Origin of the sequence: Sinorhizobium medicae (assembly GCF_007827695.1) — a bacterium.
GTDB lineage: Bacteria > Pseudomonadota > Alphaproteobacteria > Rhizobiales > Rhizobiaceae > Sinorhizobium > Sinorhizobium medicae.
This window is the reverse complement of the sequence record NZ_VITA01000010.1, coordinates 168,094-189,364: the sequence shown is the minus strand read 5'-3', so window position 1 is coordinate 189,364 and position 21,271 is coordinate 168,094. Positions and strand designations below refer to the sequence as shown.

The window sequence follows — 21,271 nt, the reverse complement described above, 5'->3', positions numbered from 1 at the left end:
CGTTCGGCTATGAGTCGTGCAAGCTATTCTTCCTTGCTGACCTCGCCGTCCACAAGGTGGATTCTGCGGTCCATGCGCGCGGCCATGCCGAAATCATGCGTCACGGCGACGACCGTCTTGCCGCGTTCGCGGACCAGACCGTCGAGGATTGCAAACACCTGCTCCGAACTCGTGCTGTCGAGGCTTCCGGTCGGTTCGTCGGCCAGGATCAGCGGCGGATCGTTGGCAAGCGCCCGCGCGACCGCCACACGCTGGCGCTGGCCGCCCGAGAGCTGATCCGGCCGCTTGTCGAGATGATCGACGAGGCCGAGCGAGGACAGAAGCTCCGTCGCCCGCGCCCGCATTTCGTCGCGGCCGAGACGGGCGACCTTACGCATAGGGATCTCGACGTTTTCGCGGGCGGTGAACTCCGGCAGCAGGAAATGGAACTGGAAAACGAACCCCATCGTGGAAAGGCGGGTTTCCGCCCGGCTCGTCTCGCTCATAGGCTCGGTGTCCCGGCCGCGGACGCGGAGCATGCCTCGCGTCGGGCGGTCGAGTAGCCCCAGCAGGTAGAGGAGCGACGACTTTCCCGATCCGGAGAGGCCGGTAACGGCTACGAACTCGCCCTCTCCTATCGTGAGGTCGATGTCCTTCACCAGCGTTACCGGAACCGTCTCTTGCAGGATACGCGTGAGGCCATGTGCCTCGATGAGTGGGCTCATGTCGCTCCCCTTATGATGTCCACCGGATTAACACGGGCGGCGCGGCGGGCGGGCAGATAGCCTGCGACGGCTGCCGACGCAAGGGCGAAGCCTGTCGCTATGCCGTAGTGAAGAACGCTCCATGCAATCGGCAGCCTGGTCATCTCCTGCCCGGTCGCGGCGATTTCGAAACGGACCTGGGAAAGCGCTAGGTTATCGCAAATCCGAGTGTCCAGCCGAGAAGAGAACCGGCAATGCCGATCGCCAGCCCCTCGATGACGAACAGACGGCGCATGTCGGTTTCAGAAAAGCCCAGCGACTTCATGATCGCGATGTCGCGCGCCTTCTCGTGCGTAATGGTAGACACGATGTTGAAAATGCCGAAGCCCGCGACCAGCATGATCGCGGCGACAACGGTGTACATGATCACATTGCGCACGACGAGCGCCTCGAGAATGGACTCGTTTGCCTCCTGCCAGGCGACAGCCTTGTAACCAAGTTCGACCTCCACGCGATGCGCGATCGAAGGCGCGGCATTCGGGTCGTCGAGCTTGATGCGGATCTCGTTGATTGCGTTCGGCCTGTTGGACAGGATTTGAGCGTTCTTCAGCAGGACATAGCCCTCGCCTTCGTCACGTGCGGTAGTACCTGTATGAAAAAGGCCGACTATCTTGAAATTGCGGGCGCGGCCTTCCGACGATATGGCAGTGATCGTATCGCCGAGCGCGGCTCCCAGCCTCGAGGCCATGGTGTCGCCGATCACGACGTTGTTGCCGCCGGCCGCTAGGGCGGAGAAACTGCCCGACTCGAAATCCTCGACGATGGGCGAGACCCTCATTTCTTTCTCCGGCTCGATGCCGATCACCACGGCGCCGACTTCGCGGCCGGAGTAGCGGATGACGCCTTGCACGTTGAGCACCGCGGCAAGCCTGCCCGGCATCCACTCCTCCAGCCAGGAGACCGCTTTTGTCGGATTGATGATGCCGCGTCGGTCGTCCCGCGGCCTCAGCCCTGATATGGCAACGGCTTCGAAGAGGTCTTCCGCCGGCTGCCGCCGCGCCGTACGTTGTTCATCGGTCACGTCGACATGCGGCATCGTGTCGACGAGCTGGCGCACGAAATCGTCTTGCCCGCCTTGCATCAGCGCCGCCATCGCGATCGAGAAACCCACGCCGACGGCCACGCCGATCACCGCAACCAGGGTCTGGCGACCGCGGCCGGCGACATGCGTCAGGGCGATGTCGAAGATCAGCCGCATGGCACTCATTTCGCCTCTGTTCGCACCACATCCACCCGCGTGCCGTCGGCAAGATCAGGGGGCAAGGGCGAGATTATTCGCTCCGATTCCTCAAGGCCGGAGAGGACTTCGACGCCGTTCGTGCCCCGGATGCCTGTCTTGATCTCGCGCAGCATCGCCTTCCTGCTTTTGACCACCGCGACTTTCGTGCCGCTCACCGCCGCCGCAGGAATGATCAGTGCGTTGCGCGACAGCCGGACCACGATGTTCACATCGGTCGACATGCCGATTCTGAGCGGCGTGTCCTCCGGCAGACCCAGACGAACACGGTAGGTCTTCGTCACAGGATCCCCCTTCGGCGTAATGCTGTCGACAACCGCCTCAAGTGCGCGCTCCGGGAAGGCATCGGAGCGAAGATAGGCCTTCTGTCCAACCTCGACGCGGGGAATATCTTCCTCGTTGACCTCGGCTTCGACGATCAGCGGCCGCGGCTCGCCGACCCAGAAGAGAACGGTCCCGAGTTCGGCCACTTCGCCGATCTCTCCATCCTGCCGAAGCACTCGTCCGGCACTGGGCGCGCGCAGTACGTAGGCCGCGAGCCGTGCCTCCTGGCCGGCTATCAAGGCTTCCAATTGAGCAACGTCGGTGCGCGCCCGGTCCACCGTCTGCTCGCTGATCGTATTTCTTTCGGCCAAAGCGAGCTTGCGCCGATATTCTTCTTGCGCAAGAGACAAGCGTGCCTGCAGTTCGCCCAGTATCGCCTGCGCCTCCGTGTCGTCCAACCGCGCGAGCGCGTCGCCCGTCTCCACACGTTCGCCTTCGCAGTTGCACTGCTCGACGATCCGCTCGCGCACGGTCGACGTTACCTTGGCCCAGACGCGGGGCTCTACAACGCCGCTGGCATAGACTATCTCCGCGGCATCACCACGCTTTGGGGCCACGACTGAAAGGGGCACCGGCCGTAGGGCATACCAAAAAGCCGCGGCACCGACAGCGGCGGCTGCAGCAACAGCCACCACATATCGCCTCATCTGCTGCTTCGACCGCACCTGCTACTCCTGAGTTCTCACCACCTCTTCTCATGACAATAGCATTAGACCGACCGTCGGTCTATGATGGCACGGACGGGCTTCGCGCATCGTGCCGATACGTGTAGAACATACTTCTCCGCTCCAGGAAAAACTTATGCCACGTGTCAAGAAATCACCTGATGTCAGAACGAATGAGCTCATCGAGTGCGCGCAGCGGCTCTTCTTTGAGCAGGGATACGAGAACACGACCGTTAACGACGTCATCCGGGAGGCGAATGTCTCAAAGGGGGCGTTCTACCACTACTTCGTGTCGAAGGAGGCACTGCTCGAGGCGGTCGCCTCGCGCATGGCGCACCAGAGCCTGAAGGAACTGCAGGCTCTTTTCGAGGATCCCACCCTCGATGCGGTCGGCCAGTTGAACGCGCTTTTCGCCGGATCGCGGCGCCTGAAAGTGGAAATGGCGCCACAGTTGAAGAATACGTTCAACGCACTTTTCAAACCGGAGAATATCGTTCTCTACCACCGTATCGACGCGGCGGTCAGCGCGGTGACGCTCCCATATTTGACCGGGCTTCTAGAGCGGGGCCACAAAGAAGGGAGCCTCGATGCACCCGATCCGGAAGCCACCGCACTGATGCTGCTTAATTTGCGGCTCGGTGTCGCCAAGACCATGCATCGGGCTCTGCAGCAGACAGAAGCCGGAGACCTGGACGGCGCGGCGCGTATATTGGATGGCTGGATGCGCACATACGGGCTTGCCGTCGAAAGACTGTTGAAAATTCCTGAAGGAGCGATCGAGATAACCGAACCGGGCTTCGCGCGCGCGTTTTTGGAAGCCACCGTCTAGAAAACGATGATCTTCTCCATCGCTCTCTGGATTTTCCCCGATATCCACCGGCGGTAGCCCTGATGGATCAGTAGAGGCGAAGCCTTGCCTGTGCTAGTCCATGAGTAGCCGTCTCAGACGGGGGAGGACGGTTAGGGGTCGGGCGCTTCAGCGACTGGCCTCGCCGGGGCTGAGACCTCTGCCGCCGGCAAAACGGTCTGACGACCCCTTCGCAGCTCGATGCCTCGGCCAAGCCGGGGCTCGTTCAAAAAAAGGCCCTGGCCTGTGCCGGCCAGGGCCCCATTCATTTCCCACCAGCTTTGAAAGTCAGCACGGACACGGCAATACAGTCCCCCGCATAGCCCATTGCAAGCCATAGCGATGCTAGAGGATGTGTCGGTGCAGAACGGATATTACACGAACGTATTATAAGGACCAGTAACAAATTAGGGGTATTCGGCAAAGCGACTCCGTGAATACTTCGTTTACTGGCGATGATGACGCCTTCCGCCTCGACGATCTATCCACGGAAGTTGGACTTACCCTCCCCGAACGGATGAGCGCCAGACCAGATTCGGTTGGAAGCGGACCGAGTCGTCGCCCGCCGCCTGGCCGCTCTCGTTTACAAGCCAAGCCACGGCCTCCCGGGCGATCATCTCGACCGGTTGCGCGAACGTCGTCAGGTCATACGAGGACCAGGCTGCCTGCTCTATGTCGTCGAAGCCCACGACACAGAGCTGGTCCGGAATGGCGACCCGGAACTGGTGGCGAGCGGCATCCATGAAGCCGCAGGCCAGAAGATCCGTGGCACAGAAGACCGCATCGGGACGTTCGCTCAGCGTCAGCAGGCGCTGCGCCAGAACGCGGCCGCTTTCGTAATCCGTCGGTCCGTGGCGCTCGACCCGAACCGGGAGTCCCATCGTTTTCGCCGCCGCCACGAAGCCGTGCTCGCGCGCCATCAGGCTCGGGGTGCCCGCCTGCGAATTCGCAAAAGCGAGCCGCCGGCAGCCGGCACGCACGAAAGCGGTGACGACCCGGCCGGCCGCTTCCGCGTCATCGAGATTGATGCGAAGCGGCCCCTGCTGGTCGTCGTCGCGATTGATGAGCACGAGGCGCTGGCCGTTCTTGAGGCAAAGCTGCGTAATCGACCTGTCGGGCATGCCGGACAGGATGATCGATGCATCGGCGCGGTACCGGATCGCCTGGCGCAGCGCGAGATCGACGCTGCCGTCGGAACGGTCGGTATTGATCAGCATCGCGATCTTACCGGCGTTCTGCAATTGCTGCGTCATTGCGCGGATCAGGTTGGCGCGGTAGGGGGTACTCATCTCCGAAACGATAAGGCAGACGATGCCGCTCTCGTTGCGCATCAGCCCGCGCGCGAGATGATTGACATGATAGCCGAGCGCTTCCGCAGCCTCTACCACCCTCCTTCGGGTTTCCGGCGAGACGCTCGCGCCGGGCGTGAATGTGCGGGAGACGGCTGAGCGTGACACGCCCGCACGCTCTGCGACTTCCTGTGCGCTGACAAACGGCTTCTGCGGCATCGCGACCTCGCTTCCATCCTGCACGCAGGTTTGCACCATTTTGCAATTGCGTGCAACGCGGTCGCGGCGTTCGATACCTTACAAATTTGTTGACACCCTCGTCATCCTCGTGCAGCATTTGCACGCGCTTGCAACAACGGCGCCCGGCAAGGAGGCGCCGGCACAATCTGGGAGGAAACCAATGGGTTTGGTTAAACTGGCCGCGGCAGCGCTCGCCGCGGGCGCGACGTTTTTTGCCTATTCGGCGAAGGCCGATGGAAATCTCAATCTGATCTGTTCGGCCGATGTGGTGATCTGCGAACAGATGAAGGGCGCCTTCGAAAAGAAGTCCGGCGTCTCCGTCAACATGGTGCGCCTCTCTTCGGGCGAAACCTACGCGAAGATCCGGGCCGAGGCGCGCAACCCCAAGACTGACATCTGGTGGGCCGGGACGGGTGATCCCCATCTGCAGGCCGCTTCGGAGGGGCTGACGGTCGAGTACAAGTCGCCGATGCTCGGCGAATTACACGAATGGGCGGTGAAGCAGGCCGAGAGCGCCGGCTATCGCACGGTCGGCGTATATGCCGGCGCACTCGGCTGGGGATACAACACCGAGATCCTCAAGCAGAAGAACCTGAAGGAGCCGAAATGCTGGGCGGATCTGCTCGATCCCTCCTTCAAGGGCGAAGTGCAAATCGCCAATCCCAACTCTTCCGGAACCGCCTATACCGCGCTCGCGACTCTCGTCCAGATCATGGGTGAGGAAGAGGCTTTCGATTACCTGAAGAAGCTGAACGCGAACGTCTCGCAATATACGAAATCCGGCTCCGCACCGGTGAAAGCCGCAGCACGGGGAGAGACCGCAATCGGCATCGTATTCATGCATGATGCTGTGGCGCAGACGGTCGAAGGGTTTCCGGTAAAGTCGGTGGCGCCGTGCGAAGGCACCGGCTACGAAATCGGCTCGATGTCGATCATCAAGGGCGCAAAAAACCTCGACAATGCCAAGAAATGGTATGACTGGGCTCTCTCCGCCGACGTGCAGTCCAGCATGAAGGAGGCGAAATCGTTCCAGCTTCCTTCGAACAAGACGGCCAAGGTGCCCGAGGAGGCCCCGAAGTTCGAAGACATCAAGCTGATTGACTACGACTTCAAGACCTATGGCGATCCGGCCAAGCGCAAGGAGCTCCTGGAGCGGTGGGACCGGGAGATCGGCGCGGCCGCGAACTGATCCGCGCCTTTCAGCCGCGGCACGGTCGAGCTGGCGGAAATCCGCCGGCTCGACGCCCGCAAAATTCAGCGCTGTGCAGGTCCGATCGCATCGCGCCCCCTCCGACGGCAGCAATCATCCGTTCGCCTGCATGCCGGGCGAGCTCATCGTGACACTGCGGCACCGGACGAAGTTTTCATGAAAACGCACAATCGTAGACTGGATATCGTGCTGGCTCTCGGGCTCGCAGCCTTCACCATCTTTCCCTGGTACAGGATCGACGGCGGATTCTTCGGATTCGGTTGGCTATCCGGCTTCCCCGTCGAACCGGCGGTCGCGCCGGGTTTCCTTCAGATTGCCGCCTTTGGCAAATGGTGGCTGGTGCTTCCGGCTCTTGCCGTTCTCGCCGCCCTCTCCGTTCGTTTCATTGGCGATGCGGCGCGACGAGGAAGCCTCCTCGCCTGGGCGGGCGCCGCCGGTATCGTGATCATGGCTCTTCAGGGCCTCGCCATCGGTTTATCCGGCTGGAACTGGACGATCAGCGAGGCGATGTTGGGCACGCTTGCGGACGGTCAGCCCCCGATGGGCGCCGGAGCCGTGCTTGCCGCGCTCGTCTTCGTCTTTATTTTCGCCTTCGGACTCGCCGAGCGGGGCGTGATGAAGGGCGACGCCTTCGCGGTTGCGTCCATCTCGCTGCTTGTCTTTCTCGTCGCCGTCTTCGTCTTCTACCCTGTCGGCAGCATGCTGGTCGGCGCCTTCCAGGATTTTGACGGGTCCTTCAACCCCGAGGGCTTCAGCCGCAATATAGTCGACCCGTCGATCTGGAGCCTTGACTGCGTGATCGGCGGCCGGCGCTGCGGCATTGCCTGGCGGACGTTCTGGCTGGCGGTGATGACCGCCGGCGGCTCGACCATCCTCGGGCTCGCCTTCGCGCTGCTCGCGACCCGCACGGCATTCCCCTACAAGCGGAGCCTCAGGCTTCTCACGGTGCTGCCGATCATCACGCCCCCCTTCGTGGTCGGTCTAGCGCTCACGCTGCTCTTCGGCCGCTCCGGCGTCATCACCGAAGCCATGTCGACGCTGATCGGGGTCGAGCCCGGCCGCTGGCTCTATGGGCTGACCGGCATCTGGATTGCACAGGTTCTGTCCTTCACCCCCATCTCCTTCCTGGTGCTGATCGGCGTCGTCGAGGGCGTCAGCCCCTCGATGGAAGAAGCCTCGCAAACGTTGAGGGCGAACCGCTGGCGGACCTTCTGGCGCATTTCGCTGCCGCTGATGAAACCGGGGCTGGCCAATGCATTCCTCATCGGCTTCATCGAAAGCATGGCCGATTTCGGCAACCCGCTTGTCCTTGGCGGCAGCCACGGCGTGCTTTCGACGGAGATCTTCTTCGCTGTCGTGGGCTCGCAGAACGATCCCTCCCGTGCCGCGGTGCTCGCCATCATCCTCCTGTGTTTCACGCTCACGGCCTTCCTGGCACAGCGCTTCTGGCTTTCGGGAAAGAGCTACGCCACGGTCACCGGCAAGGGCGACAGCGGCGCTCACGCTGCCCTGCCTCGCACGGTTTCGATCGCGGTGCATGTCCTGGTCATCCCGTGGGCGCTCTTCACCCTCGTCGTTTACGGCATGATTCTCGTCGGCGGCTTCGTCAAGACCTGGGGGCTGGACAACTCGCTTACGCTCGCACATTACGCCAAGGCATTCTCCGTCGAGCTTCGCGACGGCGGCATCGCCTGGACGGGGGTTGCCTGGAATTCCTTTTGGACGACCATGGAGATCGCCCTGATTTCGGCCCCGCTGACGGCAGCCGTCGGCCTTCTTACCGCCTATCTGATCGTGCGTCAGAAGTTTGCCGGAAGGGAACTGTTCGAATTCGCCCTGATGATGAGCTTCGCCATTCCCGGGACCGTCATCGGCATCAGTTATATAATGGCTTTCAACCTGCCGCCCCTTGAAATGACCGGCAGCGCGCTGATCCTTGTCGCCTGCTTCGTCTTCCGCAACATGCCGGTCGGCGTCCGCGGCGGGGTGGCTGCGATGAGCCAGCTCGACCGAAGCCTCGACGAGGCGTCGCTGACGCTCAGGGCCGATAGCTTCCGCACCATCCGCAAGGTCATACTGCCGCTGCTGCGGCCGGCGATCACGGCAGCCCTCGTCTACTCGTTCGTGCGCGCGATCACTTCGATAAGCGCGGTGATTTTCCTGGTCAGCGCCGAGTACAACATGGCGACGGCTTACATCGTCGGGCTGGTCGAGAACGGCGAATACGGTGTGGCGATCGCCTATTCCTCCATGCTGATCGTAGTGATGATTGCGGTCATTGCCGGCTTCCAGCTTATCGTCGGCGAACGGAGGCTTCGGCGCGAAAACCGGATCCAGGCCGTTGCCGGCGTACCCGTTCCTCTTCCCCAGGAGAAAACCGCATGACCATCGTGGCTCCCGGTTCCGTCGTCTTCCGGAACGTGCGAAAGCAATTCGGTGTCTTTACCGCCATTCCCGATCTGTCGCTGACCATCGAACCGGGTACGCTCGTGACGCTGCTCGGACCATCCGGCTGCGGCAAGACGACGACGCTCCGTATGCTCGCGGGCCTCGAGCATCCGACATCGGGGCGCATTCTGATCGGCGGCAAGGATGTCACGATGCTGCCCGCAAACGAACGCGACGTGTCGATGGTCTTCCAGTCCTACGCGCTCTTCCCGCATATGAATGCCCTCGACAACGTCGCCTACGGCCTCGAGTCCTCCGGAATTAAGCGCAATGAGGCGCGGCAGAGAGCCGAAGAGGGACTGGCGCTCGTTGGCCTTCCCGGCATGGGTCAGCGCCTGCCGGCGGAGCTCTCCGGCGGACAGCAGCAGCGCGTCGCCGTTGCGCGTGCGCTGGTACTGGAGCCTCAGGTTCTGCTCCTTGACGAGCCGCTATCAAATCTCGATGCGAGGCTGAGGCGCCGCGTCCGAACCGAAATCCGCGAGCTGCAGCAGCGACTGGGTTTCACGGCCGTCTACGTCACGCACGACCAGGACGAAGCGCTTGCCGTCTCAGACCGCATCATCGTCATGAAGGACGGGAACATCGCCCAGGAGGGTGCGCCGCGCGAACTTTACGAGACGCCTGCCTCGGCCTTCATCGCCGATTTTATGGGGGAGGCGAATGTCGTCGCCTGCGACGTCATCCACGTGGACGGCCACGAGGCCACGGTCCGCGTGGAGCAGCTGACGCATCGCGTGCGCGGCCGCGGCATGCGTCCCGGTCCGGCGAAGCTCGCGGTCCGCCCGAACGCGATCGCGCTCGAGGCGGCAACCGGCGGCAGCTTCTCAGGCGAGATCACCCACACGGCCTATCTCGGCGACCATGTCGAGTACGAGGTCAAGACCGCCGCAGGCACGCTTTTCGTCGTCGATACAGCAGTGGAGCGCGCACTTGCGCCGCAAACGAACGTGGCAATCGCCTTCAAGGAGCGCGGCATCGCCGTCATCAGCGGCTGACCCGAGATCATGACAGAGCGATCCCTCAACATTTCGCAACCAAGGAATTCCTGATGACATCTCACGTCGTTCCCGGGCTGGAAGCCCGCCTGGCATTGGCCGAAACCATCGCGCGCGAGGCAGGCGCCGTGGCGCTCGAATATTTCACGCGCCGCGAGACGCTGATCATAGAAACGAAGCGCGATCCCCAGGACCTGGTTTCCATCGCCGACCGGGAGGTCGAAACACTGATCCGCGACCGGATCGCGGAAGCCTACCCGGAAGATGGCGTGCTCGGCGAGGAGTATGGCCTTGTTCCCGGCAGTTCGGGCTTCACATGGGCGGTCGATCCGATCGACGGCACCAGCCCGTTCGTCAACGGCATGCCCAACTGGTGCGTCTCCATCGCCCTTGTCCATGCCGGCGTAGCGGTGGTGGGAGTCATCGCCGCACCGTGCTACGGTGAACTCTATGCGGCGGCACTCGGGCTTGGCGCACGCCTAAACGGCAAGACGCTCGCGATCGATGGCTCCCGGACCATTCGCAACCACGTGACCGGGCTTGGCGCCAACAACTACGTAAAACCCGCCTTCGTCGGAAAGATGGTCGAAAATCTTCTGGAAGCCGGCGGCACCTTCATTCGCAACGGTTCCGGCGCACTCATGCTGGCCTATGTCGCGGCCGGCCGCCTTGTAGGCTACTACGAGCCCTATATGCACGCGTGGGATTGCCTCGCCGGCTATTGCCTGGTCAAGGAAGCGGGAGGCTGGTACCTGCCCTTCCCCACCGATGGCGAAGGGCTGACCAAGGGTGCAGCGGTGCTTGCCGCGGCACCCGGCGCAGTCGAGGACCTGAGAAAGCTTGCAGGCATCTGACACGCGCTTCTGGTTCTGGGGCATCTGCCCGCCGGCGTTCGGGGAGCGCTCGCGCAGAGCAGGACGAGGAAAAGCGTGCGCGGTTTTCCTCATCCCGCTCCAGGTCGAGCCTACCTACAGCAATCGTGCTTCAGCACCCTATTCCCGCGCCCCCGTTGCCCAAGGCGGCCGGCACGAAATCTTGTGCCGATTTCCGCAAAACAAACATGATTGAAGAGACAACTTTATACGTCTGTGCTAGTGACGCCGCATCCGAATGATGTCAATTGGGAGAATAAGATGCGTGAAGGGGCAACACTTTTCTGACGGAGACCGGTGGAAAATACCTCCTTCAGTTGTGCAAGCATTTTGCGCATAAGATCGCCGTAGAGCAGGTCGATGACTGCGCCGAACTGCGTTTTTCCTGCGGAACGGGTTATCTCAAGTCAGCCCCGGACGGCTTGCACATCCGTGTCGTGTCGGCCGACGACGCCGACCTCGCGCAAGTCCAAGCACGTCATCGAAGGCCACCTCCTGCGTTTCGCGAGAACGCGGGACCGCTTCACTGGACCGATTTCTAGGACGACGGGAAGAACACAATAATGGCCGCCGATCGCTTGACGGTGCTGTCGCTCGGCCGCGATGTCAGTATCGGGCTGGGGCCCAATTATCAGCGCACCCTGCAGCTCGGCCTGGTCATCGTATCGGTTATCTCGGCACTGACCGTCGTTGTGGTCGGCATCATTCCGTTCGGGAGACAATCTGCGGGCACATTTCCTGGGTGGCGCTTAGCGGCGGCCTGAGGTGCCGTGTCCCGAGCGGCTACGGTGTCGGCACGGTTGGATGCCGCCGTGCGAGAACTCTGGAACAGAGGGCCGGCGGGACGGTTGGGATGCAAGGCGTCGCTACCAAGCGCGCATCTCAATGGACGCGCAAAAATTGAGTAGCCCTCAATCATGAAAGGACCGTGTCATGGCGCGGCAAGACTTGAGCGGCAAAGTAGTCGTAATCACAGGCGCTTCAAGTGGCTTCGGAAAGGGCGCAGCGCGGCGCTTTGCCCGGGAGGGCTGCTCGCTGGTGCTCGCCGCCCGACGAGGAAATCTCCTGGATGAGCTTGCGCGGGAATGCCGTTCACTCGGCGCTCCGGCGCTGGCGATCGAGGCCGATGTCAGCGACAGAGAGAGGGTCGCCAGGCTTGCCTCCGCCGCACTCGCCGAGTACGGCCGCATAGACATATGGGTGAACAATGCCGGCGTCGGTGCTATCGGCCCATTTGAGGACATCCCGCTCGAAGATCAGGCCAAAGTCGTCGAAACCAACCTGCTCGGCACGCTTTACGGCAGCTTTCATGCCTACCGCCAGTTTCGACAGCAAGGATCAGGCATCCTGATCAACATAGCCTCCGAACTCGGCAGAGAAACCGTGCCATATTACGCCGCCTACACCGCGTCCAAGCACGGGGTGATCGGCCTCTGCGATTCGCTGCGGCAGGAGGTTAAGCAGGCGGGGCAGGAGAACATCCACATATGCGCGATCATGCCGACGGCCCATGACACGCCTTTCTTCGATCACGTGGCAAACTATAGCGGGCACGAGGTCCGGCCGCCGACGCCGTTGCACGATCCCGAGAACGTAGCCGATGCGATCCTGGCCGCGGCACGCGATCCGAGCAACGAGGATATCGTCGGATGGGACGGGGCGATCAAGATTGCGGCGAAGCGGTTCCTACCAGGCGCTGCCGATGCGGTGATGGCACGCATGATGCACAAGACGCAGATGGGCGCCCCACCGGCTACAAACTCTCCCGGTGCAGTGCATAGCCCGGTTCAGGATGGAACCGAGGTCAGTGGAGGACGCCGGGCCAAGGGTTGACGCCTTTAGGCCGAGCGGCTGCGCCCTTGACCGGGGATTCGGCGTCCCCTATCTCAACTCTCATGGACATGACCGACCAGCCGCGCGCGCATTCGAAGTTGAACTCGATAAGGCTGGCGCTGCAAAGGCTGGAACGCGGGCGGGATCCCTGGGCGCTGCGGTGGCAGGCGCTGCTGGCCATCATCGACCTCAGTATCCTCGCGTTTTTCATCCTCGGTCCCTATCTGAGGGCGGGTCCCTCCTATCTCATCATCGACTATATCATCGCTGCATGGATCGGCTGCGAGCTCATCGCAAGAGCGTTTGCTGCTCCTTCGGTCAAGCGTTTCCTGCGTCGGCCGATGACCTGGGTGGACGTGGTCATTCTAGGGACGCTGCTCTTCCCCGATCTCCTCTTCAACTTCGCATTCCTCAGGGTCATGCGCATATGGGCGATAGGCAAGAGTCCGCTGCTGCTCGAGGGTCTCCGCCGCGCGGGCTGGTCGCACCTGCAGGAAGTCGTCCGTGCGTGCCTGAATTTTCTCGCATTCCTCTTCGTCGTAACGGGTTTCGTCTACACGACGTTTTTCTATCACCGGGAAGGCGGAGAGGGCTTCGTCGACGCCCTCTATTTCACGGTGGCCACGATCACGACGACGGGCTTTGGGGACATCACCTTGCCGGGCACGCTCGGCAAGCTCACTTCCGTGGTGACGATGATCGTCGGGATATCGCTTTTCGTAAGGCTGGCCCAGGCCGTGGTCAGACCCTACAAGGTCAACTTTCCCTGCCCTCAATGCGGGTTGCAGAGGCATGACACGGACGCCGTCCATTGCAAGGCGTGCGGCTACATGCTCAACATACCCGATGAAGGCGATTGAGCCATACGTCAGACATGGTCCGCGTTCTGCAGGAGAGATCATTCTTTCTTCTTGGCTGTCTCGACCGGCTCGGTGATCAGATGGAACTCGGCCATCTCCTTGGCGGTCAGATAGTAAAGCCGGTCGGGTGGCGTTTCGAGAGCATTGATCCAGAGCCCGGCGCCGATGCCCATCGTGTCGAGATGGCGAGCAACACGGGCGGTGGTGGATTGTGCAAACGACATGGCTTGCGCCGGCGTCGGCCGGTCGTCGCCGCCGCCGCTGAAGACCTGATGCACGCCGATCAGCGCATCGCTGGCCGCGACACGCGCCACACCCCCGGCGAAAACGATCGGACAGGACGAGGCACAGAGTGCCCTCGAGGCTATTCTTGTATCGAGCTTCTTTTCACGGATCAGTTTGGACATGGCGAGCGCATCGTCGACAGATCCACCGGGCGAGTTGAGGGCCACGGTCTTCACATACTCCCCGCGCGCTTCGATCTCTTGCGCGAAGCGCTCACCGGCTCCGAGATCGATCGTACCCTCGGCAAGCAGGACACCGCCGGACCCTAGTTCGAACCTCATCGGCTGACGCAGGACTTCATCGGAGCTTGCGGGATGAACCGGCGGCCCCTTGGGCGCAGCCTCCGTCACCGCCGGAGGCAGAACCGGACTATCCTCCAGCATCGGATCAAAACCCGGCAACCCTGCATTCATGGCCGCGATCTCGCGCATGTCGATCAGCAGGAAGATCCCGGCAGCCGAGAGCATCACGAAAAAGGCGCCGCGCATCAGCACACCGTCGTCGAGCCGCATCAGCGCCCTGAAAGCGTCATCGATCCTCATGCGACCGGTCCTTTACGCGCACCCTCGGGTCGAGGCTGGTGATGTTGTTCGGCTCATCGCCCTCCATTTCCACCAAATCGCCTGCCTCGCCGTTCTGGCCCCCATTCGCCATCACCGCGCGCTGGACTTCCAGGGCCTGCAGAAGCTCGGCGGCCGTGATGCGCTCGGCAAAGGGCAGTTTCTCCTCCTGCCTGCGGATCGCCCCGTGCACGGTCGCGAGGATGAAGACCAACACGCCCGGCAGCAGGTCGATGGAAATGGCACCGGCCCAGGCGGGAATAAAATCGGCCGCGTAGCGCAGAACCGCCTCGGCGGATGAAAGCGGAACGAAGCGTCGCTCCGCCACCGGCGTCCGACCCAGTATTTCGTCTGCCGCATCCGAGAGAACCTTGGACTGCGCTGCCACCGAAGCCCGCACCGTCTCCATCACCTGGTCCTGGCGGGTGACGAGGTCGGCATCGCCGCCATCGGCCACCGGCGCGATGAAGCCGAGGGACAGGTCGTCTGCGGCGCGGCGGATCGAAGGCGCGATCGAAGTCTGTCCGAGCGATGTTATCACCCCCGTAAGCGCCACCACTTCGGAGGAGAACTGATCGGCACGCGGCGTGACCGCACCAGGCGCAGATACCAGCGTCCGCATGGTCTCGAGCCGCTTCTGTCCCTGATTGAACAGCATCGCGACCTGTTCCCGAGAAGCATTGATGCCGTTTTCCAGATCCTTCATCTGGGCCGACATCTGCGACAGAAGCTGCACCACGCTTCCCGAACCCGTGGTGCCGGTGAGCGCGCCCGATTGCCGCTCCGAGGCGGCAAGCTGGGCAAAGCGTTCTGATGCGCGTTGGATATCGGGCAGCAGGCTCTGGGCTGCAAGTGCGTTCTGATGCGCCTGGTCGAGGTCGGCAGTATAGTCTTCCACCGTCTCCGCGAGGTGCTGTTCGAGTGCGGCCGACCCCGCCAGCGCCGCTGCGTTGAGCCAGCTGGACATGGCGATGATCATGGCAGCACCGAGAGCCATCACGCCCAGCATGGCGACCCGGCCGGCATGGGTGGTCACATGCGGATAGAAGCGCGCCATGTAGGACCAGAAGGCGTAGATGCCGACGGAGACCGAGGCCGAGTAGATGATCGCTGCGAAGAACACTGCCGTCGGCGAACCATCAAGGATACTGCGGACGCCGAGATAGGTGTAGACGCCGGAGGCAAGCGCCAGCACTGCGAGCGCGAAACGCGTCATGGTTTCCACGGCCGCAACGCCGTCATTCAAACGTTGGGATGCGCCGAGGGCCATGAGCTCGTTCTCCGCAGAGGAAAGTATTCCTTAACAGAGAATGAAGAAACGGGCGGAATAAAGGCTGATGGTGCGGCCAAGAGCCGGATGCCGGAAGAACCTCTCCCGCGCTGGGCAGAGCCGTCACCGAACAAGAAAGGTCTCGACTGCGCCGATGCCTCGCAGGTTCTGGGCAGAGCGCCGTTCGAGCGTCCACTGCCCCTGAAGCGCGCGCCGCGTCGCGTCCGATATCTGTATGCCGTCGGGCACACCCTGGGATTCGAGCCGGCTCGCGATGTTCACCGTTTCACCCCAAACGTCGTAAACGAACCGGAGCCGTCCGATCAGCCCGGCAACGACCGGCCCTGAATGGATCCCGATCCGAATCCGGAAGCGCTCCTTCTCGGGCTCCATGTCGCGCAACGATCTCAGCATGGACTTTCCGAGAGCCACGATCCTGTCGGCGTGATCCGTTGCAGGCTCGGGGATCCCGCAGGCGGCCATATAGGAGTCTCCGATGGTCTTGATCTTCTCCACACCGTGCTGCTCGGTCAGCAAATCGAACTGTCTGAACATACGATCCAGGCGCCTGACCAGATCGGACGGAGTCAGCCTCGCCGCAATGGGCGAAAAGCCCACAATATCCGCGAACAGAATGGAAACTTCTTCGAAGCGGTCGGCGATGATCTCTTCCCCGTTCTGCAGCCGCGAAACGATCTGGTCCGGCAGAATCGCGCGAATGAGCGAATCCGCCCGCGACTTTTCCGCTTTTATCTGCTGAAGATAGCGGTGCTCTCGGTCTAGCCAGCGCTTCTTCTCGAGGGTCGAATTGATCCGTGCGCGCAGAAGTATCGGGTTGAAGGGCTTGGTCAGATAATCGTCGGCGCCGGCCTCGATGCATCGGGCTACCGCGGTGACCTCGCTCAGGCCCGATATCATGATCACCGGGATGTGCTGCCATCGCTCCTCTGACTTCAATCGCGAAAGCATCTGGATGCCGTTCATATCGGGCATGAGAATGTCGAGCAGGATGAGATCGAACTCGTCTTCGGCCAGTCTTGCAAGCGCGGATCGTCCGGATTCGGCGGTGACCACCCGATGGCCCTCCCGTCGAAGCCGTCGGGAAAGAAGATCACGATTGCTTGCCACGTCGTCGACGACGAGAATTCTGCCGACCCTGTCCGGCAATGGCGTCTGTTCGGCCGTCGACAGGAGCCGTTCGAGCCCGGCCGCGTCAATGTCGACCCGCTCCTCCGGTTGAAGCACCTCTGCGACCTCCCCACGCGAAAGACTGGCGATCGCGTCGACCTGCTTCAGAAGCTCGGCGGCCGCCGAGAGTATGACCTGGAGATCCTCTGTCAGCGCATGCTGCTGCGAATCCCTTGCTTCTTCGAGAATCATTTCGGAATAGCCGATTATGGCGTTGAGCGGCGTCCGCAGATCGTGACGGAACCTTGCCTCCGCCTCCGCTGCTCCTTCCTCCAGAGCGCAGGCAGTTCCATCGAGAAGGCTATCGATCAGATTGTTCAGTTGCCTTGCTGCGGCGCCGATCCGGTCGATGTCGCTCTTGGTGTGGAGCAAGCCGAGATCCCGCGCCTGCTCGATCAGCAGTTCCTGGAAGCTCAGTATTGCCCGAGCCGGGCCGGCCAGTCGCTGGGCCACGTGAGCGGCGATCGCCTGACGCTGGAAGTCGTTGATGGCGGTCATGTTCGCCCTATGTCGCGAGCAACTGCTCGATCTTGCGGACAAGCTGGGGCAAGTCGACGGGCTTGCTGTCGTAGTCGTCGCAACCGGCCTTGAGCGCCATCTCCCGATCGCTTGCCATGGCATGTGCAGTCAGCGCTATGACCGGTATTGCGGATGTAAGCGGATCGGCCTTGATCCGCCGCGTCGCTTCCCAGCCGTCCATGACAGGGAGGCTCATATCCATGAGGATCAGGTCCGGCTTTTCCGATGCGGCAAGCTCGACGCCGGCTTGTCCGTTCTCTGCGATCAGCACCTGGAAGCCGCGGCGCGACAACCGCCGCGAAAGCATGTCGCGATTCATTTCATTGTCCTCCACCAGAAGGATTCTCGTCATTTGCGGCTCTCCTCCTTCCCTGTCCTTAGCCTTCGGCCAGTTCTTTACCGATCGAAGCGACCGATCCGATCTGGCGTTCGAGTGCCTCCACCAGCTGAGCCCGGCTGTTTGCGCCCTTGTTCACGACGGCGACCGCCCGATCGCGCAACCATTTCAGCTCGTTTGCGGAAAGGTCTTTCGAAGTGACCACGACGACGGGGATGTTCTGCAATTCCGGGATACTCTGCATTTCGCTCAGCGTTTGGAATCCGTCCATTTCCGGCATCAGCAGGTCCAGCAGGACGAGACGCGGCACAAGCCGCTTCATCATCTCCAGCCCGCGGACGCCGTCGCCCGCCTCGTGTACGGTCCATTTCCTCTTGACCAGAATGCGCCGAAGGAACTCGCGTGAGCCCTGGTCGTCGTCGATGACGAGAACGTCGTGTTTGCCGCCCCCGAATGTCTCGATCGTGCGGACAAGTTTGTCAGTATCGATGGGCTTCGTCAGATATTCGACCGCGCCGAGCGAAAGCCCCAGCTCGCGATCCGCCAGGATCGTCGCCAGGATCACCGGGATCGTGCACAATTCGGGATCGTTCTTCAACGCGCGCAGGACCGACCATCCGTCCTGATGCGGCATGATGATGTCGAGAATGATGGCGTCGGGTCGATGCTCTCGGGCGGCGGCCAGACCTTCCTGTCCGTTTGATGCCTCGATCGAGGCAAGGCCTGCTTCTGCCAGCGCCTTTGCGATGAGATTGCGCGCAGCCGGTTCGTCGTCGATGATGAGTGCGGTGCGTCCGGACCGAACCTGCGCTGTCTGCTCGGGTGGTGGGCTATCCACCTCGCTCTCGCACTGCGCGGGCACTTCCATCGTGAATACCGAGCCTTTTCCCGCTTCGCTCTCCACCGTGACAACACCGCCTATCAAGCGACAGAAGCTGCGCGTGATGCTCAGACCCAGCCCGGTGCCGCCATAGTTTCGGGTGGTCGAGGCATCGGCCTGGGTGAAGGCGTTGAAGAGCCTGTCCTGCTGCTCCGGCGTCATGCCTATGCCGGTATCGGAGACTTGGAACACGAGCCAGTCGCGATCGGCTCTTTGTTCCCGCCGTACCCTCAGAGTCACCCGCCCGCCTTTCGTGAACTTGGCCGCATTGCTGAGCAGGTTGAAGAGGTTCTGGCGCAATTTGGTCTGATCGGAATGCATCTCGCCGAGATCGTCCTCAAAATCCTGCGTGAACGCGTTTCCATTCCTGGCCATCAGCGGCGCGACTGTTGCGGCAACATCACGGAGCAACTCGGCAAGGCTGAAGGTCTCGAGGAAAACCTCCATCTTGTTCGCCTCGATCTTCGACAGATCGAGGATGTCGTTGATAAGCGAGAGGAGGTGCCGTCCCGCTGAGGCTATTTTGTCGAGGTCCGGCACGAGCTCCTCTTCCTTGTGATCGCGTGCCTCCTCGATCAGCATTTCGCTGTAGCCGATGATCGCGTTGAGAGGCGTGCGCAACTCGTGGCTCATGGAGGCGAGAAACTGGCTCTTGGCCTCGTTGGCCGATTCCGCATGGCTCTTTGCGCGTTCCAGTTCGACCTGCCGCTGCTTGAGTTCCGTGATGTCGGTGTAGACGGCCACCGTTCCACCATCCGGAATTTTGCGTTTGCTGATACGAACCCATCTTTCGCCAAACCGCTTCTCGTCGACGAGGCCCGCGGGATCCCTATGAAGCCTTACGCGCTCGTCGACCCACTCCTGCGGCGACTTTCCTTCGAGGTCCACCTGCCCCGTCTCCAGGTTCTGCTCCACGATTTCGCGGAAGCTCCTGCCGCGAAGCGCATTGGGCTTGTGGCTCGGGAAAATTTCGCAATATTTGCTGTTGGCGACCAGGATCCTGTCATCGGAATCATAAAGGACGAAGCCATCCGAAATCACCTCGAGCGCGGCCGCGATCGTCCGCCGTTGCCGCTCCGCCTCGTCTTCGAGCTTCTTCTTTTCGATCGCGCTTTCCTGGAAAAGCGATAACGTCCTTGCCATCGCCCCAAATTCGTCACCGCCCTCCTGAGGTATCTCGACGTCGTAGCGCCCTTGCGTCAGATCGCCGATCACGCGATTGAGACGCCGCAGAGGGCCCACGATCGAACGCAGGACGAGGAGCGTTAGCAGCGAGCCGATCAGCACCACGCCGCCCACCAGGATGGCCGCGGTCGTGGCCGTCTTCTCGGTTCGAACGACAACCTCGTTGCGGGCGGCCTCCGCCTCTGCCTTTACCTGTTCGACCAGCCTGTTGAGGTCTGTGTCCACCTTGCCGCTGTGGGTGCGCGCCTTTGCCAGCAGGGCATTGCCGACGATGCGGTTATCCTGCGTGTAGCTGTCGGCTGCCTGCAGCGCCGTTTCCACATAAGCGTCGACCTCGGCGCCGATTTGCCGGACCTCCACGGGCGCATGCTTTGCAAGTCGCTCCAACTGCACCTGTAGTCGCGCGCGTGCCTCGTCGGCGTTGCGCTGGGAATTCATCAGCAAGCTGACGGATAGGTCGGTCAGCCAATATCTGAGATCGCCGAACGCCACATGGGCCGAGGCTGCCGACGCCGCCCTGTCGAAGAGCTCTCTCGTTTCGGCCATGCGCTCGGCACTGCGATAAAGTGCCTGAGTGAGAAAAAGAGATGAAAGAACAAGGCTGACCAGTCCGGCCGCCGTAAGCGCGGCCACGCGGGCAGAGATCGGCAGATCGATGATCCGGCTGTCGAGCCTTTTCGTGGGCCGACCGGCCTCTGTCGATCGCAGCCCGTGTTCTAACGCGCTCACTTGAACAAGACGATGCTGATCGCACCGCCCAGGTCGCCCGCCTTGCCGCCTTCTTTCGGATAGCCGGTGACGTCGATTTCACCTTTTGGCGACCCATGACAGGAGAGGCATGATTCCGTGTAATATTCCGGCAGCAGCATCCGGAAAGCGGGCCGGCCGTTCACCTGCGTCACTTCTGTGTAGAGTTCGCCCTTCGGCCGCTTCGGATCCGAAAATATCTCGTTGATGACCCTCGCTTCCCAGGCATCGGGCAGCGACTTGCGGTTGCGCACGAGGACTTCCGGCGCCGTAACGCGGACCAGCGCCTCATTGCCGGCCTTCACGGCGAATTTCTCGTTCATCAGGCGGGCAAAAATAGCAGGAACGAAACCCTTGAAGCCTATGCCGGGCCGGTTGATGTCGTCCTGCTCTTCATCCACGACCTCGCGCATCGCCTCCACCTGTGCCTGCAGGAGCTTGCGGTCGCGGTCGCCGAGATCATCCGAGATCAGCGGATGGCCGGTACGCTCGCCGTAAAGGGCAATCGCTTCGGTTGTGAACCGCTCGCCGTTAAGCTTCTTGTCTCCGATTGCCGGATCGTTGATGAGCGACTGGTAATTCGAAAGCACGTTCCGGGCAGCACGCAATAGTTCGGCAAGCCGCGTTCCGGTGGCGACATCGGCGGCCTCCTCGGCCGCGATCGAAGGTGCGAAAAGCGCGCAACCCAATAGAGCCGTTACGATGCAGTTTCGCGCCAAGGCTGTGAGAGCTCCCAT

17 protein-coding genes and 2 pseudogenes are annotated in these 21,271 nt (G+C 61.9%); 9 read left to right on the top strand and 10 right to left on the bottom strand.

Annotated elements, in window-relative coordinates; genetic code table 11:
* Positions 1-23: 23 nt before the first annotated feature.
* From FB009_RS18660 to FB009_RS18650, 3 genes and pseudogenes are all read right to left on the bottom strand, one after another.
* The gene (locus FB009_RS18660; RefSeq protein ID WP_011969383.1) at positions 24-704 is read right to left on the bottom strand and encodes an ABC transporter ATP-binding protein; all 681 of its coding nucleotides are present in this window, start codon (positions 702-704) and stop codon (positions 24-26) included.
* Positions 701-1,941 (bottom strand): annotated as a pseudogene (locus tag FB009_RS18655) (ABC transporter permease). The gene FB009_RS18660 and the pseudogene FB009_RS18655 overlap by 4 nt, the downstream one beginning before the upstream one ends.
* 5 nt (positions 1,942-1,946) lie before the next feature.
* Positions 1,947-2,969 carry an efflux RND transporter periplasmic adaptor subunit gene (locus FB009_RS18650; protein WP_018209542.1) on the bottom strand — a complete coding sequence of 341 codons (1,023 nt, stop codon included), beginning with the start codon at positions 2,967-2,969 and terminating at the stop codon, positions 1,947-1,949.
* Positions 2,970-3,105: 136 nt separating this feature from the next.
* On the opposite strand from FB009_RS18650, the gene FB009_RS18645 reads away from it, so the two are divergent.
* Positions 3,106-3,798 (top strand): TetR/AcrR family transcriptional regulator, encoded by a 693-nt coding sequence (locus FB009_RS18645; protein ID WP_011969386.1) that lies wholly within the window; start codon positions 3,106-3,108, stop codon positions 3,796-3,798.
* 518 nt (positions 3,799-4,316) lie between these two features.
* Here FB009_RS18645 and FB009_RS18640 read toward each other — a convergent pair.
* Positions 4,317-5,324 (bottom strand): LacI family DNA-binding transcriptional regulator, encoded by a 1,008-nt coding sequence (locus FB009_RS18640; RefSeq protein ID WP_011969387.1) that lies wholly within the window; start codon positions 5,322-5,324, stop codon positions 4,317-4,319.
* Between the two features lie 181 nt (positions 5,325-5,505).
* Here FB009_RS18640 and FB009_RS18635 point away from each other — a divergent pair, with 181 nt between their 5' ends.
* From FB009_RS18635 to FB009_RS18600, 8 genes and pseudogenes are all read left to right on the top strand, one after another.
* Positions 5,506-6,534: an ABC transporter substrate-binding protein gene (locus tag FB009_RS18635; RefSeq protein WP_011969388.1), complete on the top strand. Its 1,029-nt coding sequence runs from the start codon at positions 5,506-5,508 to the stop codon at positions 6,532-6,534.
* Between the two features lie 177 nt (positions 6,535-6,711).
* The gene (locus tag FB009_RS18630) at positions 6,712-8,940 is read left to right on the top strand and encodes an ABC transporter permease (RefSeq protein WP_011969389.1); all 2,229 of its coding nucleotides are present in this window, start codon (positions 6,712-6,714) and stop codon (positions 8,938-8,940) included.
* Positions 8,937-9,998 (top strand): ABC transporter ATP-binding protein, encoded by a 1,062-nt coding sequence (locus FB009_RS18625; RefSeq protein WP_011969390.1) that lies wholly within the window; start codon positions 8,937-8,939, stop codon positions 9,996-9,998. The genes FB009_RS18630 and FB009_RS18625 overlap by 4 nt, the downstream gene beginning before the upstream one ends.
* A gap of 53 nt (positions 9,999-10,051) precedes the next feature.
* The gene (locus FB009_RS18620; protein WP_011969391.1) at positions 10,052-10,852 is read left to right on the top strand and encodes an inositol monophosphatase family protein; all 801 of its coding nucleotides are present in this window, start codon (positions 10,052-10,054) and stop codon (positions 10,850-10,852) included.
* Positions 10,853-11,187: 335 nt separating this feature from the next.
* Entirely contained in the window at positions 11,188-11,412 is a 225-nt protein-coding gene (locus FB009_RS18615) for a DUF2218 domain-containing protein (RefSeq protein WP_011969392.1), read from the top strand.
* Between the two features lie 24 nt (positions 11,413-11,436).
* Positions 11,437-11,583, top strand: a pseudogene (locus FB009_RS18610) (iron chelate uptake ABC transporter family permease subunit); the annotation flags it as partial.
* A gap of 220 nt (positions 11,584-11,803) precedes the next feature.
* Positions 11,804-12,703 carry an SDR family oxidoreductase gene (locus FB009_RS18605; protein WP_011969394.1) on the top strand — a complete coding sequence of 300 codons (900 nt, stop codon included), beginning with the start codon at positions 11,804-11,806 and terminating at the stop codon, positions 12,701-12,703.
* 62 nt (positions 12,704-12,765) lie between these two features.
* Complete coding sequence (locus tag FB009_RS18600; RefSeq protein ID WP_018209539.1) at positions 12,766-13,563, top strand: ion transporter; 798 nt, start codon at positions 12,766-12,768, stop codon at positions 13,561-13,563.
* A 38-nt stretch (positions 13,564-13,601) separates the two neighbouring features.
* Here FB009_RS18600 and FB009_RS18595 read toward each other — a convergent pair whose 3' ends face one another.
* The 6 genes from FB009_RS18595 to FB009_RS18570 form a co-directional block, all read right to left on the bottom strand.
* Entirely contained in the window at positions 13,602-14,390 is a 789-nt protein-coding gene (locus FB009_RS18595; protein ID WP_018209538.1) for a COG3904 family protein, read from the bottom strand.
* Positions 14,377-15,678 carry a hypothetical protein gene (locus FB009_RS18590; protein ID WP_018209537.1) on the bottom strand — a complete coding sequence of 434 codons (1,302 nt, stop codon included), beginning with the start codon at positions 15,676-15,678 and terminating at the stop codon, positions 14,377-14,379. The genes FB009_RS18595 and FB009_RS18590 overlap by 14 nt, the downstream gene beginning before the upstream one ends.
* A 123-nt stretch (positions 15,679-15,801) precedes the next feature.
* On the bottom strand, positions 15,802-17,364 hold the full coding sequence (locus FB009_RS18585) for an adenylate/guanylate cyclase domain-containing protein (RefSeq protein WP_018011998.1): 1,563 nt from the start codon (positions 17,362-17,364) through the stop codon (positions 15,802-15,804).
* Between the two features lie 7 nt (positions 17,365-17,371).
* Positions 17,372-17,737 (bottom strand): response regulator, encoded by a 366-nt coding sequence (locus FB009_RS18580; protein WP_018209536.1) that lies wholly within the window; start codon positions 17,735-17,737, stop codon positions 17,372-17,374.
* A gap of 25 nt (positions 17,738-17,762) precedes the next feature.
* Positions 17,763-20,516, bottom strand: coding sequence for a response regulator (locus FB009_RS18575; RefSeq protein ID WP_018209535.1), 2,754 nt, complete (start codon positions 20,514-20,516; stop codon positions 17,763-17,765).
* Entirely contained in the window at positions 20,513-21,271 is a 759-nt protein-coding gene (locus FB009_RS18570) for a Tll0287-like domain-containing protein (RefSeq protein ID WP_018012001.1), read from the bottom strand. The genes FB009_RS18575 and FB009_RS18570 overlap by 4 nt, the downstream gene beginning before the upstream one ends.

Coding starts and splice junctions, on each gene's coding strand:
- FB009_RS18585 (WP_018011998.1), bottom strand. CDS start 17,364: ATGACCGCCATCAACGACTTCCAGCGTCAGGCGATCGCCGCTCACGTG.
- FB009_RS18600 (WP_018209539.1), top strand. CDS start 12,766: ATGGACATGACCGACCAGCCGCGCGCGCATTCGAAGTTGAACTCGATA.
- FB009_RS18630 (WP_011969389.1), top strand. CDS start 6,712: ATGAAAACGCACAATCGTAGACTGGATATCGTGCTGGCTCTCGGGCTC.
- FB009_RS18595 (WP_018209538.1), bottom strand. CDS start 14,390: ATGAGGATCGATGACGCTTTCAGGGCGCTGATGCGGCTCGACGACGGT.
- FB009_RS18645 (WP_011969386.1), top strand. CDS start 3,106: ATGCCACGTGTCAAGAAATCACCTGATGTCAGAACGAATGAGCTCATC.
- FB009_RS18635 (WP_011969388.1), top strand. CDS start 5,506: ATGGGTTTGGTTAAACTGGCCGCGGCAGCGCTCGCCGCGGGCGCGACG.
- FB009_RS18590 (WP_018209537.1), bottom strand. CDS start 15,678: ATGGCCCTCGGCGCATCCCAACGTTTGAATGACGGCGTTGCGGCCGTG.
- FB009_RS18570 (WP_018012001.1), bottom strand. CDS start 21,271: ATGGGAGCTCTCACAGCCTTGGCGCGAAACTGCATCGTAACGGCTCTA.
- FB009_RS18605 (WP_011969394.1), top strand. CDS start 11,804: ATGGCGCGGCAAGACTTGAGCGGCAAAGTAGTCGTAATCACAGGCGCT.
- FB009_RS18640 (WP_011969387.1), bottom strand. CDS start 5,324: ATGCCGCAGAAGCCGTTTGTCAGCGCACAGGAAGTCGCAGAGCGTGCG.
- FB009_RS18620 (WP_011969391.1), top strand. CDS start 10,052: ATGACATCTCACGTCGTTCCCGGGCTGGAAGCCCGCCTGGCATTGGCC.
- FB009_RS18580 (WP_018209536.1), bottom strand. CDS start 17,737: ATGACGAGAATCCTTCTGGTGGAGGACAATGAAATGAATCGCGACATG.
- FB009_RS18660 (WP_011969383.1), bottom strand. CDS start 704: ATGAGCCCACTCATCGAGGCACATGGCCTCACGCGTATCCTGCAAGAG.
- FB009_RS18625 (WP_011969390.1), top strand. CDS start 8,937: ATGACCATCGTGGCTCCCGGTTCCGTCGTCTTCCGGAACGTGCGAAAG.